This is a genomic window from Planomicrobium sp. CPCC 101110, from assembly GCF_007859395.1.
Lineage (GTDB): Bacteria > Bacillota > Bacilli > Bacillales_A > Planococcaceae > Planococcus.
Genome location: NZ_VOHD01000003.1, coordinates 98,841 through 112,852, shown reverse-complemented (window position 1 = coordinate 112,852; position 14,012 = coordinate 98,841). Strand labels below are relative to the sequence as shown.

The 14,012-nt window shown below is 46.0% G+C and carries 8 protein-coding genes; 4 read left to right on the top strand and 4 right to left on the bottom strand.

What is annotated here, in order from left to right:
* Nucleotides 1–2 precede the first annotated feature (2 nt).
* Nucleotides 3–1,556 carry a polyamine aminopropyltransferase gene (locus tag FQV30_RS00780; protein WP_146498247.1) on the top strand — a complete coding sequence of 518 codons (1,554 nt, stop codon included), beginning with the start codon at nt 3–5 and terminating at the stop codon, nt 1,554–1,556.
* Between the two features lie 157 nt (nt 1,557–1,713).
* Complete coding sequence (locus FQV30_RS00775) at nt 1,714–2,502, top strand: YkuS family protein (RefSeq protein ID WP_146498246.1); 789 nt, start codon at nt 1,714–1,716, stop codon at nt 2,500–2,502.
* An 81-nt stretch (nt 2,503–2,583) separates the two neighbouring features.
* Here FQV30_RS00775 and FQV30_RS00770 read toward each other — a convergent pair whose 3' ends face one another.
* The gene (locus tag FQV30_RS00770) at nt 2,584–5,661 is read right to left on the bottom strand and encodes an SNF2 helicase associated domain-containing protein (RefSeq protein WP_370512342.1); all 3,078 of its coding nucleotides are present in this window, start codon (nt 5,659–5,661) and stop codon (nt 2,584–2,586) included.
* A gap of 409 nt (nt 5,662–6,070) precedes the next feature.
* On the opposite strand from FQV30_RS00770, the gene FQV30_RS00765 reads away from it, so the two are divergent.
* Nucleotides 6,071–7,660 (top strand): sensor domain-containing diguanylate cyclase, encoded by a 1,590-nt coding sequence (locus tag FQV30_RS00765; protein ID WP_146498245.1) that lies wholly within the window; start codon nt 6,071–6,073, stop codon nt 7,658–7,660.
* A 59-nt stretch (nt 7,661–7,719) separates the two neighbouring features.
* A complete protein-coding gene (locus FQV30_RS00760) occupies nt 7,720–9,846 on the top strand; it encodes a sensor domain-containing protein (protein WP_146498244.1) in 2,127 nt (708 codons plus the stop codon).
* A gap of 221 nt (nt 9,847–10,067) precedes the next feature.
* Here FQV30_RS00760 and FQV30_RS00755 read toward each other — a convergent pair whose 3' ends face one another.
* The 3 genes from FQV30_RS00755 to FQV30_RS00745 form a co-directional block, all read right to left on the bottom strand.
* Nucleotides 10,068–10,538, bottom strand: a complete 471-nt coding sequence (locus tag FQV30_RS00755) for a FixH family protein (RefSeq protein WP_146498243.1) — start codon at nt 10,536–10,538, stop codon at nt 10,068–10,070.
* Nucleotides 10,539–10,559: 21 nt separating this feature from the next.
* Nucleotides 10,560–11,936 carry a PepSY-associated TM helix domain-containing protein gene (locus FQV30_RS00750; protein ID WP_146498242.1) on the bottom strand — a complete coding sequence of 459 codons (1,377 nt, stop codon included), beginning with the start codon at nt 11,934–11,936 and terminating at the stop codon, nt 10,560–10,562.
* A 181-nt stretch (nt 11,937–12,117) separates the two neighbouring features.
* Entirely contained in the window at nt 12,118–13,854 is a 1,737-nt protein-coding gene (locus FQV30_RS00745) for a DNA/RNA non-specific endonuclease (protein WP_146498241.1), read from the bottom strand.
* Between the last annotated feature and the right edge of the window lie 158 nt (nt 13,855–14,012).

Here is a 14,012-nt window from a genome sequence, read left to right as displayed (position 1 = left end):
GCATGACTGAACAAGAAGCTGTCCGGCAAAGCCGGGCGATTTATTACGCATCCGGCATTGTGTCGATTTGCGGCATTATTTTCGAAGTGTTATTCGGCGCCCTCGGTTCATATATTTTAGGGGATGGTGTGAAGCAGTACACGCTCACTATCTCCCTTTTTTTGACCGGAATGGGCATTGGCGCCTACATCAGCGAGAAGATGACCAAAAATTTGATTTCCTCTTTTATCTGGATTGAATACAGCATCGGGCTGGTCGGCGGCTTTTCAGCGGTGCTGTTATTTGGCGTGACGGCATACTTGCCCCCCGGCACCGGTTCCCTATTTTTATACAGCGTCATTTTGCTGGTCGGCGCTTTGACTGGAGTCGAGCTTCCAATCTTGATCCGCAAAGCCAATGAAATCGGCATCTCTCTGCAAAAAAGCGCAGCAAAAGTGCTGTTCTCCGATTATGCCGGCGGACTGGTCGGCGGACTGCTTTTCCTATTCCTGCTGCGCCCCTACTTTGGCCTTGTGAAAACCGCATTTCTCGTAGCGCTCATCAACGTTGCGGTAGCGTTATGGATCGTGTTCCGCTTCAAACATGAGCTGAAGCGCTACCAGCTGCATGCGGGTTTTGGCATTTTCTTTTTGATCCTGCTTATTGCCGGTGCTTTTTTAGGTGAAGAAGCTGCGCTGCAATTCGAGGAAAGGTTGTATAAAGATCCGATTGTCTTTTCCGAACAGTCCGCGTACCAGCAGATCATCCTAACAAAAGCGCAAGGAGATACACGGCTATACCTGGATGGCCAGCTTCAATTCAGTTCATCCGATGAACACCGTTATCATGAAATTCTTGTGCATCCGCCGATGGCTGCAGCTGCGAGGCATGAGCGGATCCTCATACTTGGCGGCGGCGATGGATTGGCCGCCCGGGAAGTGTTGAAATACCCGGATGCCGGAAGCATAACGTTAGTCGATTTGGATCCCAAGATGACAGAAATTGCCCGCAGCCATCCTATGCTGGCCGAATTGAATGAAGGTTCATTGGATAACGAAAAAGTAGAAGTGGTAAACGATGATGCATTTCGCTTTTTAGAAGGGACCGAAGGCTTCTACGATGTTATCATTATCGATTTGCCGGACCCGAACAACGAATCACTGAACAAATTATATACCCAGGAATTTTATTCGCTGGTCCGTAACCGGCTGCATCCGGACGGAGCCATGATGGTCCAGGCTACCAGTCCGGTATTTGCGCCTGAAGTTTACTGGACCATTGATACAACTATACAAGCGGCTGGCTTGAAAACCGACAACTTGCATGCCGATATTCCAAGTTTCGGCGGATGGGGCTATGTTCTCGCTTCGCGCAGCGATATCAGCGCCAAAAACCTCGAAATCATCGAAGACACACAGTATCTCACAACCGATTTGCTGCCGGCATTGACGGCTTTCGGCAAAGATGAAGATGCTGTGATTGAAGATGGCAATGGCAAGGAAATTGTCCTTGAGCCTAATACTTTGATCCATCCGAATTTGATCGAGTACTATGAAAAGTCCTGGCGATATTATTGAAACAACAGAATTCTTTTATAGAGATGAAGGCTTGGAGGAATAACATTCCAAGCCTTTTTCATATACAGTCGAACAATTTCAAAAAATAAAATGTTTGAAATAGATGCACAATAGGGAATTATAGAAAATACGTAAAAAAAGAAAGAGGAGTGATCAAATGGTCAAAATTGCAGTGGAACAACCATTCACAGACATTCAACAAGCGCTTCAGAAAAAAGGATATCAGGCTACGTTGATCGACCAACGATCAGAAGCGGCCACGTATGACGTCGTTGTCGTACGCAATGTGGAAAGCTATGAAGGTTTTCAAACACAGGGATCCCTCGTCGAAACAAGCGGCCGGACAGTATTCGAGATTATTGAAGAAGTGGAAGAACGCCTTCAGCGCCTCGGAAAAGTGACGGCTCCCGCAACATCAATCAATTTCGGCTCCGAAACCAGTTCCGGAGGCAGCGGTTTTGTTACCGGCCTGTTGACCGGAGCATTAGTCGGCGCAGCAACAGCACTGTTTTTAGCTCCGAAAAGCGGAAAAGAAATGCAGAACGTTGTAAAAGAAAAAATCGCCAGCAGTTCTTCTGGTGACAGCAGCAATGGCGGAAGCGGAAAACTAAGCCAAGTCAAAGAAAAAGCGGCTGGCATCGCAGGACAAGTCAAAGAACAGGCAACTGGATTGTCCGGCAAAGTATCAGGCAAAGTGACTGAGCTGAAAGAGAAGAAACAAGATAAATCAACTGACACAACAACAGATACAACATCAACTACTACTACTCAAACACCTAGTACTGTTGTAACGACTGATGCCCTAAACACATCAAGCACTTCGGGCACATCAAGCACTTCAGGTGCCTCTGGCACTAAATTCGGTTCCGGCACTTCAGATACCTTGGATACTTCAGGCACTTCAGGTACTGCAGGCGGTTCTGATTCTACCAAAAACAACAAATAAGCAATAAAAAATAGAACCCGCAAAGAAATTACTTTTTACAGTAACTTCCTTGCGGGTTCTTTGCATGTTCTGAAAACTTTGCTACACCATCAGAATTTCCCGAATATCTTCTTCAGTCATCGCTGTTAATGGCTCCGTCCCTGATTGAACCACTTCATCAATCAGGTTTTTTTTGCGCTCTTGAAGCTGCGTGATCTTTTCTTCAATGGTTCCCTTGGCGATTAGGCGAATAACCTGTACTTCGTTTTTTTGTCCCATGCGATGCGCCCGGTCGGCAGCTTGCTGCTCGATTGCCGGATTCCACCACAAGTCGTAAAGAATTACAGTATCTGCGCCGGTCAAATTCAAGCCAGTCCCGCCCGCTTTCAATGAAATTAAAAACAAGTTCCCTTCCCCTTCATTAAACCGGCTGCACATTTCCACCCGTTCTATAGGAGGTGTCTGTCCGTCCAGGTAGAAATAAGGAACTCCTCCTTTTGCCAGCTTTCCGCCGATAATTCCAAGCATTTGTGTAAATTGGGAAAATACCAATACCCGCCTTCCCGAAATCCGGCATTCTTCTAGAATATCCATCAACTGATCCAATTTGGCCGATCCTCCTGCGTATCCTTCTACAAAAAGAGCCGGATGGCAGCATAACTGCCGAAGCCGTGTCAATCCCGCCAAAATGCGGATTCGGTTTTTTTGGAAGCTGTCTTTGTTCAAATGCTTCAAGGCATCCTGTTTCAGTTCTGCCAAATAAGCCGCATACAGCTTCTTTTGCTCTATCTGCAGTTCAGAACGCAGAATGGTTTCGAATTTGCTTGGCAATTCTTTGAGAACATCTTGTTTCAAGCGCCGCAAAATGAACGGCCGCACCCGTTTTGTGATGCGTTCCCTTCTCATTTCGCTGAAAGCCCGCCGGTTTGGCAGCAGTTCCGGAAAAACGACGTAAAATATCGACCAAAGTTCATCTAATGAATTTTCAATCGGCGTTCCTGTCAATGCAAAGCGATATTCCGCCTGGATTGCTTTGGCTGCTTTTGCTGTTTGGGTCGCTGGATTTTTAAAAGCCTGTGCTTCATCAAAAAATACTGTATGAAAGCTTTTATCGCGATAAAGAACACTATCCATGCGCAAGGCAGGATAAGAAGTGATGATAACATCAAGCCCCGTGCTTTGGGCAAACAAAGCCATACGTTTCTTTTTCTGGCCATCAATAACAGCTGCATTGACTTCAGGGGCAAACTTCTTCAATTCGCTCAGCCAATTATAGACAAGCGACGAAGGCGCGACGATCAAGACAGGCCGCTTCCGTGTTCGGATATCAGGAAGAGCAGAGACGATGAAAGCAATACTCTGCAGCGTTTTGCCAAGCCCCATATCATCCGCCAATATTCCGCCGAATTTGTATTTTGCCAGCATCTTAAACCAATGGAGTCCTGCTTTCTGGTAATCACGCAAGGTTTTCGCTAAATGTGCCGGAACTTCTTGCTCCATTTGTTCCGGCTGGCTTAAGTTTTTCAGCAGTTCGGCGAACGCCTTTCCGGGCTCTGCCAATTGCCCTTCTTCCAAGGATTCAGCAAGCTGCATTCCTTGGATAAGTGGAACACGGACATCGTGTTCACCGAAATTTTCTTCCGTTATGCCAAAGTTATGGATGAAATCACTCAGCGCCAAAAATTCCGATGTCTCCAATGACATTAACGTACCGTTAGGGATGCGATAATATTTCCGTTTTTCCTGCAGCGCAGCAAGTATTTTCTTGATCTCCGCTTCCGGAATCTCCTGAAGATCAAACTTAAATTCCAGCCAATCTGTTCTTTCACTGATTTCCACTTTGATTTTCGGTCCAGCATACGCTTTTGTTACTCTCAACTTCACTGCAGTTGTGGCGTAAACCTGCACAAGCTGTTCAAGAACAGGAACAGCATGGTAAAGAAACTGATATTCGGCTTCTTCATCGTGCATATAATAGCCGCCGTCCGTTTGGGCAAAACCGCTTTCTTCCATTATTCTCAAGATCCGCTGCTCTTTGTCCCGCTGCCGGCGGATTCCTGGGTACTGCCTGACCCCTTCCTCCGCCTCTTCACACGGATTGATGACAAGATGGCCATAATGGAACTCCACTCCGGCAAGCAAGCGGTGCTTAAGCCGGTCCAAATACAATCTTGCCTGAAGAGGCGCCACTTCAAGCCGCTCTTCCACAGCATCTGTTAATTGGACAATTCCCAGCCGCTCCAATCCAGGCGTGACAGTTTCCATAAAATGATTCAGTGCCTCCGCGGAAATGAAGAGCCGGTTTTTCGTTCCCGCCATCATCTCTTTCAGCTTCGCCAGCCGCTTTGTATCCTCTTCAGACAACCGGATTGCCGAACCTTCAGAAAATGCCATATCATAAGCGGGCAATACCATTATTCCGTCCAGCCCTCTAACATCCAGCCGGTAGTTGCCCATTTCCGCTTCATCAAAACGAAAAGTTAGAGGAAGCGCTTTTGCAAGATGAAGGCCGCGAAAAACCCGGCTTCCCTGCACCACCTTGACCGAAGGGACTTGCTGCAGCAAAGGCAGAAGACGGTCCCAATCGGACGGTGAAATCACCAGCAAATCGTGAACAATTTCCACTTTGTTCTTCGGAAGTTGGCTTTTTATCAAAAACTGCAGAACGGCATCGGTTTTATCATCAAAACTGCAAGTCTCCGGTGCATAAACGATGCCTTTTGAAATTGCATACGCTTCTCCCCTGCTGATGCTCTCTAGAAATCCTTGCGTGCTTGGAACATCTTCCAGCTTCTCAATTCCAGCTTTCAGTTCTATTCCAAGAATAGCTTCGTTCTCCTGCAGCTGTAATGGGACGCAGCTGAATTCCACCTGGATCAGCTGGCGTTTATCAAAATAACGGCGGCTGCCTCTGGAAGAAGCCTTTTCTCCAAACATATCCATCATTTTAGCGGCCATTGGATTTTCCCGTTGCTGCATTTCATCAATCGCCAGAAGCACTCCTGCAATATGATGGCAGTATGTCGCCACAAAATCGACCGGCGGACAGCTGCAGGAAGCCAGAATTTCTCCGGACGGAGTTTGCTTGACGCGGACCCGAAACTCAGTCCTGCCCTGCACCTTGCCTTCCATCGACAAATCTTCTGCAGCGTCTTTCAGAAGCATGATTTTGCCAGCCATATGAAGGTTTTCTCCTTTTTTATATGCCGCCGTCCCACATAACTTTTTTATTTTTCTTTCACTTAATGAAAAATTCATCGAAAAACCCTTTCCGATCAGTTTATATTCTGGAACATTCATATTTTGCTGATACTTCTTTTGGCAAAAATCCCATTATAATAGACACTTTACAATGTATAGGGAAATCTTACTTCCTTTTACACCATAAACAACTCTGGCTATCGAATTTTATATTCATATACCTATTTCAACTTATACAAGAAGAATATATAATAATATCTAGACTTTCGAATTAGAGACTTTTTTACTATTTAAACCGACTATATTTAAATTTATTTTATATATTTATTAGGCATTTTCTTTAAAATTAAAATAAACACTGTTTTATATCAACAAAGGAGTTAGCTATATGAAGCGTTTATTCTATAACCGAAAGATGAATTTGTCGACACTGCTGACTGTTCTTGTCTCAGCTTCTGTCATTCTTACTCTCTTGATTCTTACTTTTTCATCTTACCATTCAAATAAAGAATCGTTAGTAAACACATATTTATCACTCAACTATTCAAAATCGGAAAAGATGAGCCATTCGGTCGATTCACTATTCAGTTCAATGAGAACGAGCCTAGAAAATGCGGCTGCTTTTCTTGAAAAAAACGAGCAGTTGAATGACAAAGAAATATTTGAGCAATTGGAACTTTTAAGAAGCAGCAGCGGTTATTTCAATTCTCTTTCATGGGTGGATGAAAACGGAGTGGTCCGTGCCATAAGCCCGATCAGCATCGGGTTAACCGGCCAGAAACTGACCGCCGGTATAACAAAAGATGTTTTAGACTCCAAAAAACCCGGGGTCACTGCTCCTTATGTCGGGCCCTCAAATCGCTTGATCGTTTTAATGAATCAGCCGCTCTACAGGAAAGATGGATCCTACAGAGGAATGATAGGCGGAACAATCTACCTGCAAGAGAAAAATGTCTTGAACCAGATACTAGGAAACGACGCTGTCGAAAAGAATGGCTCCTATTATTTTGTCATTGGTCCTGAGGGCACCCGTTTGTTTCATCCGGATTCCCGATTGATCGGGGAAAGTGCCTTAGAGAATTCTATGGTCCAAAAATTGACACAAGGCCAAAGCGGAATGGAACTTGTCACCAATACTAAAGGAATTCCTATGCTTGCAGCTTACAGCTATATACCCGAAATAGGATGGGGAATTGTTCAGCAGACCCCTTATTCATATGTCCAAAACATGCTGAAAATCCAGCTTCAAGATTTGCTGATGCATGTATGGCTCCCGTTTCTGCTGCTGCTTCTTTTTTCGATTTTTATCGCCCGCAAGTTGGCAGCCCCCTTTATCGGTCTAGCTGATCTGGTCAATCATTTGGCCCAAGGAAAAGAAGTATCGCTTCCGCTTCGAGAAGCTTTGATGAAACCGCATTGGAACCGTGAAGCCGACTTGTTGACCAAAACTGTAGCTATCGCAATAGAAACACTTGAGAAGAACAACCGCCAGCTTACACAAAATGCAATTACAGATTCATTGACTGGGTTGCCTAACCGCAGAAAAATGGATGAGGTTCTAACCGACTGGTCCATTGAAAACCGGCTGTTTTCTTTAGTAATTTTGGATATCGATCACTTTAAATCGATCAACGACACCTACGGGCATCAAACCGGGGATGAAACATTAAAAAAGCTTGCCGATACTGTCCAAAAAATCGTTCGGAAAAATGACCATTGTTTTCGATACGGAGGAGAGGAATTTGTACTGCTCCTTCCTGATACCGATATCGCAGGAGCTTCACAAGTAGCGGAAAAAATTCGTGGGCAAGTGGAAAACATCGCTTTGATCCCAGACAGGAATGTTACAGTGTCGCTTGGCATATCAGAGTTCCCTTTGCATTCGAATTCGCTGACGGAACTTTTTAAGATAGCGGACAAAGCCTTATACCAGTCAAAATCAGCAGGAAGGAACCGGGTTACGGCAGCCTCTGCCTAATCAGCCTCTGAAGAAATATATAGTGTTGAAATTCAAGACATCAGTGTGGGGGAAACAAGATGAAGATTATAGAAAACTATGAGACAGTGTTCACTAAAAAATCGCTGACGGAAGGCATTACTATGGACGATTCTTTTTACAGGGAAATGTTTGATGTGATGATCCAAAATGCACCTGTGAGCATGTATATATTGGAAAATGAAGGTTTCTCCTATGTTAACGAGCATTTCTGCAACCTTCTCGGTTATACAAAAGAGGAATTGATCAACGAAGAACTGACCATAAGCAGCTTGTTTCACCCTGACGACTTGCCTGTTGTACAAGAACGGATCAGGAGGAAAGTTGAAAATCTGGAAAGTTCCTCACGTTACCGGGCAAGAGTGTACAAAAAAGATGGTGAACTGATCCATGTTGAGATCCATTCAACAAAAATCGATCGGTTTGGAAAAACCGTGTTGTTTGGCACGCTTATTGATGTCACTGGGGAAGTCGCTGCTGCACTGAAGCTTAAGGAAAATAAAGAGCGATTCAAATCGCTTTTCTACAATAATCCCGACGCCATCTTCACCATTGATCTGCAAGGGAATTTCATAGATGCAAACCCTGGTTGTTTGGAACTGACGGGTTATTCTGCTGACGAATTGTTGAGCATGCCTTTCGCCCCTCTTATAGCAGAAGAGGATTTAGAAGAAGCTTTCGTTTATTTTGAAAGAGCTGCACACGGTGAAGCAAACATCCACGACATTACACTTATCCGGAAAGACGGCAGCAGAAGAAATATCGAAATCACAAAGTTTCCAATGAAACTTGCGGGAGAAACGATAGGTGTCTACGGCATCGCAAAGGATATTACAGAAAAAGTCGAACATCAAAAACTGATGGAAGAACTTGTATTCTTCGATTCTTTGACAAAGCTGCCTAACCGGAAACTTTTCGAAGACCGATTGATGCAAGTCTTCAAACTGACAGAAACCAATGAAAATCCGGCGGCTGTCCTCTTTCTTGACTTGGATCGCTTTAAGTTTATCAATGATTCTCTCGGCCACCATTTAGGGGATGAATTCCTGAAAATCGTTTCCAGCCGCCTGATTGAAAATGTAAGCAAAACAGATACTGTCAGCCGGTTTGCCGGCGACGAATTTGCAATTTTGCTTCCTAATTCAAGTAAACAAAAAGCTATCGACTTGGCAACGTCACTCAACAGGGTCATGGCCGAGCCCTTCGATATCATGGGGCATTCCCTATCGGTATCCGCGAGCATTGGCATCGCTTTTAGCACCGGAGCAGAGGAAACAGTCGACAGTTTGATCAAGAAGGCCGATACGGCGATGTACTATACGAAAAAGTACGGAAAAAACAACTATACGGTCTATTCGGAAGAATTGGATCAAAAAACAGCCTATAAACTTATTCTTGAAAGAGACTTGAAGTCGGCAATCACCAATCAAGAGCTCATGCTGCACTATCAGCCTATCGTTGATTTGAAAACAGAAGAAGTGCGCGCCATGGAAGCGTTGATCCGCTGGAATCATCCGGAACTTGGAATGGTTCCCCCTGATAACTTCATTCCGATTTCCGAGGAAAGCGGACAAATTGTCGCAATCGGAAAATGGGTATTGTATAAAGCTTGCGCACAGAACAAAGCTTGGCAAGATTTAGGATTCCCTCCTATTAAGATTTGCGTCAATATCTCCACCATTCAATTGCAGCATCCGAATTTCGTCCAGACCGTTCAACGTGTGCTTGAAGATACGGGACTGGAAGCAAAATGGCTTGAACTTGAAGTGACGGAAAGTATCTTGATGGAAGAGACAAAGACGCTGAAAGAAAGCTTGATCCGGCTAAAAGCGCTGGGCATTTCATTGTCCATCGACGATTTCGGCACCGGCTACACGTCGCTCAGCTATTTGCGGCAGTTCTCGTTTGACCGGGTGAAGATCGACCGCAGTTTTGTCAGTGATATCGCCGGCGACTTGAACGGCAAAGCCATCACATCCACCATCGTTTCTTTGGCCCACAAACTCGGCATGCAAGTGATTGCAGAAGGAATTGAAGATGAAATCCAGTTATCTTTCCTGAAGGAAGAGACCTGCGATGAAGGCCAAGGCTATTATTTTAGCCGCCCCTTGCCTGCAGAACTGCATGACCTGTTTAAAATTCCACAAAGCCCTAAAAACAAAAAATAAAAATCGAGGCGTTTGTAAAGTGATGAACCCGCTTTACGAACGCCTCGATTTGTTTTATCCCGTTTTTGAAGCAATAACAGATTTCCCGGCCTGCTATTTCCGCTCACTATCTTCTTAGATTATGAAGCTGACCCGCTTCACCTTTCACTTCTGATTAGATCGTCCCGGCAAATCCAGAAGAAACGGATTCCCTTTTTTGCTTGAAGAGAATCCCCGATTTTTTAATGATGGTGGCCTGATGTCCCTTCACTTTTTTGGGGGCCCTGCTTTAACGCTTCCAGATCGCTGTTTGAAAGTTCCCCTACGACAAACTGCTTTTGCGGACTGATAAGAGCCCCTTTGTTTCCGGCGTGAACCTCGATATAGTAGAGCCCGTCGTTTGCAAAACTGGCCGTTAATCGATAGACTCCGTCCCCAATGTCTGCAGCTTCCTGCATGGGATACCTTGCCGATCCGTCCTGTTTCCAGATTTCAAAATGGACAAAGTCCGCTTCTTCGAGCTTTTTGCCATCTTGCGTCAACACAGCTTGAACCGTTATTTTATCATTTGCTGAAATGGTTTCCGGCAACTTGATTTCTGCTCCAATAGGCGCTTCTTGTGCATAAAGCTCCGCGGCGTCGCTGCGGACAGAACAAGCGCTCAAAAGGAGCAGGCCGGCCAATAGAATGGAAAGCGCATGGAATTTTTTCAACGAAAACTCTCCCTCCTGTTCTTATGCATTCAACCACTTTTTAACAGCTGGTATTCGCTGAATCACTAACCAGTCCACTATCCAGACAAATAGAATGGAGAGGCCGACGAGCGGAAACAGAATGCCCAATCCGGCCATCAGCAAAAGGAATGGCTTTTTTTGGACAAGGGCAGGAGCCGCCGGAGCTCCAAGCCCTTTTTCAGGCTTTCGTTTCCACCACAGATAGATGCCGCTGACCGCTACAAAAACAACACTCAAGCAGACAAACAGGCTGATGAGCTGGTTAGGCAAGCCGAATTGGGTCCCTTTATGCAAGGTGATGCCCCAGGCCACCACTTTCCCGATAATCCCGTAATTAGCATAGCGGTAATCGGCTAAAACAGCGCCCGTATATTGATCGATGTGCATTGTTGCCTCATCTTGGGCTTTCGGAGAAAAGATCGACAAAGTGTATACCCCGTCTTTTTCTTGCGGAAGGTAGACTGTATAGCCAGGGTAAAGGCCAAATTGGTCCGCCGTTTCAACCACCTTATCAAGCGGCAGCGGAACCAGCCCTTGAATTTCCGATAAAGGGACATCCAATGTTTCCGCCGCCCATGGAACTTCCGCGATATCTTTTGTCTGTACTGCGGAAACCGGGGCATCCCCGACCCAGACAGAAGGCGGATAGCCTTCTCCGGAATTCGTGATCATCGCCTGAAAGTTGTTTCCCCAGAATCCGGACCAGGGCAAGCCGGTCAGCACTAAAAACAATAAGCCCGCCGTCACCCAGAACGCCGGGACTGCATGCAGATCTCTTCTGAGGATTTTCCTGCCCTTGTTCAACCGCGGGAAAAGAACACCGGCCAGCCCTTTTTTCCTTCTAGGCATCCATAAGCAAACTCCTGTGGCCATCAAGACAATCGTCCAGCAGGCCACAAGTTCCACAATACGGTCGCCAATTGTTCCAGCCATCAGCTCTCCGTGGATTTTCTCGATTTTATCCATAATCCGGTCATCGTTGTTCAACTGGCCCAATGATTCGCCGGTGTACGGATTGATGAATACGGTGAAAGCTTCCCCCTGTTCCATTACGGTTACTTCACTGGAGCGCTCTTCATCCTCTCCAGGGCGATATTGGGTGACAAGGGCCTCTGGATACAACCGTCTTGCCTCTTCTACTTGTTCTGATGCGGAAATTTGTTCTCCTTGCGGGGTTACTTCATAATACTCCCGGTAGATCGCTTCTTCAATTTCCGCTTTGAACAAATAAACAGATCCTGTCACAGCCAGCAAAATCAGAATGGGAGCAAAGATGATACCCGCGTAAAAATGCCATCTCCAAATGGTCTTGTACATTTTTTTGGTCTTTGCTGTTTCTTTTGCTGCAGTATTTCTCTCTTGCTCTTCGTTCATCATGTAATCTCCTTTTGGTGCAACCCGATACGCTTCACTGCCTCCATTAGTATACGTTTTTTAGTTCTGCTTGTAAGTGACTATTGTATGAACAGTAAAGGGCTGCCCCCATGAATGGCAAGGTTTCTTTTGGCTCCATAAAAAAGTCCGGAGAGGCCGCAATGGCCTCTCCGGACGCCGGAGTTTAAAACTGAATATCTTCCAAATGGTCGATTGCAACTCCCGCAACATCGACGGCTAACGCGTCGTATGCACCGAGCTTTCCAAAATCCAGCTGCGTCAGGGCTTCTATCTGCACGACCCGCACCTGGTATGTCTGGTAATCGCCGTACGCGAATTCCAAGTTCCCAAGCAAGTCGCGTTGCGTCTGCAAATATGCCGTAACAGAAAGTGCGTTGCCACCCTTTTTCATGACGGCGATTTTCCAGAATTCAGCAGGGATTTTAAATTCCTCCCGGTACAGCAAATCGTCTTCACGAAACACCGGCCCAGTAAACACCGTCACTTTCAGGCCATGTGCTTCCGCGTTCTTCAAAATATAATCCTCGAGGCCAAGCCACGTTTTTTGATTGAGGTTTTTATGTTGAGGTGCGCAATTCGTGAAATGGAATGTGTGCTCATTTGCCCGAATCGCATCCACTCCCCAGTTCGGGTCTTGGCGGCGGGTCAGGTGGCCGCGGTCAAGGTCGTTCTTTTCATACAGTTCAGGGCCGCTTTGGAAGGCTTCATCAAGGCGCGGGTCGAAATACCATTTGTCATTGCCCCGCTTTACATCGACCAGCTCATTGCCGTCAATATTGACTGCCGTATAGAACGCCAATCTTCTCGTTTTGCTCATGGCAATGGAGAAATGCGTGTAATCCAAAACTGCTTTGCCTTCTTTCGTCAGTGCTTGGTCATGCGAAATTTCAGCCGTCAATTCAGGCAGCGGCACTTCAAAGCCTGCTCCCAGGAATTCGGGGTCATATCCCGACACACCGCTATACCATTCTTCTCCAAGCCGTCCGACTTCCAGTGGACCTGCCGGTGAACCGGGTTCTTGGATTCCTTGCAAAAGCGGAGCCAGCAAAGGGTTCGGGGCAGCAGTATACTGTTCAAACAGAAAAGCGAGAATGGAACTGATCCGGATTCCTTCATTGGCAATCCATTCAGTGCCGTTATCCGGATCGCTTACAGCTGCATGGTGGAGCGCCACTACAATCCACTGGTCGTTGAATACAGGAGAACCTGACGATCCCGCCTCCGTATCGCTGATATAATGAATAAAATCGGGCGCCAAAAAACGCACTTCATTTTCCCTGACGGTCACCGCCTTCAGCCCGCCTTTCGGGTGCTGGATAATAGAAACAAATTCCCCTTCGAGGACCTTTCCTTTTTGGGATAAAAGCGGCAAATAGCCGAAGCCGGAAAGCTCTGTACCATCTGTCGCCGTTGTTTGAAGGGCAACAAGCGTGAAGTCCAATGTTTCATCGGTGATGAACAATTGGTCGGGTTCAAATTTAAAGCTGATGATTTCGCGCTGCTTGAAATCCAAATCATTTTCGTAATTGAATTCGGCGACTGAATATAAAGCCGCCTCCTTTGTATCCAATACATGGTTGTTTGTTAAAAGGAGCGTCGGGGACACTAAAAAACCCGTGCCATATCCTTGGATTCTGCCATTTCGATCCTGCACTGCAATTCGGCATACTGCCCGGCTCGCTTTAGTTCCCGCTTCCAGATAAGCGATGGGCAGCAAATCATTTTTATGGATGATTCGCTCTATCGACAATGTATCCTGCGCATTTATGACGCTTGAACGCACGAGCATTTTGTCCATTTTCTCCGAGCCGGCGACCGGTTTATCCCTGCTTTCTTTCTCCAATAGCCGGTACCTGCTAAGCGCTTGCTGTTCGATGTTTTCCAATCTAGACGCTGCCATATGCTGCCTGCACTCCTTTAGTTGTAGTAAATGGGGAATTTTGTACGGGTATTTTTCAGCAAACTGCTTAAAGCAGCGCAATAGCGCTTTTTGCCGTCTTCTCAGCATTCTTCGGGTTCTTAGGCTTCAATCATATTTTCGCAGGTGCTGAAGCGGCT

Coding starts and splice junctions, on each gene's coding strand:
- FQV30_RS00750 (WP_146498242.1), bottom strand. CDS start 11,936: ATGATGAACGAAGAGCAAGAGAGAAATACTGCAGCAAAAGAAACAGCA.
- FQV30_RS00760 (WP_146498244.1), top strand. CDS start 7,720: ATGAAGATTATAGAAAACTATGAGACAGTGTTCACTAAAAAATCGCTG.
- FQV30_RS00765 (WP_146498245.1), top strand. CDS start 6,071: ATGAAGCGTTTATTCTATAACCGAAAGATGAATTTGTCGACACTGCTG.
- FQV30_RS00745 (WP_146498241.1), bottom strand. CDS start 13,854: ATGGCAGCGTCTAGATTGGAAAACATCGAACAGCAAGCGCTTAGCAGG.
- FQV30_RS00770 (WP_370512342.1), bottom strand. CDS start 5,661: ATGGCTGGCAAAATCATGCTTCTGAAAGACGCTGCAGAAGATTTGTCG.
- FQV30_RS00775 (WP_146498246.1), top strand. CDS start 1,714: ATGGTCAAAATTGCAGTGGAACAACCATTCACAGACATTCAACAAGCG.
- FQV30_RS00780 (WP_146498247.1), top strand. CDS start 3: ATGACTGAACAAGAAGCTGTCCGGCAAAGCCGGGCGATTTATTACGCA.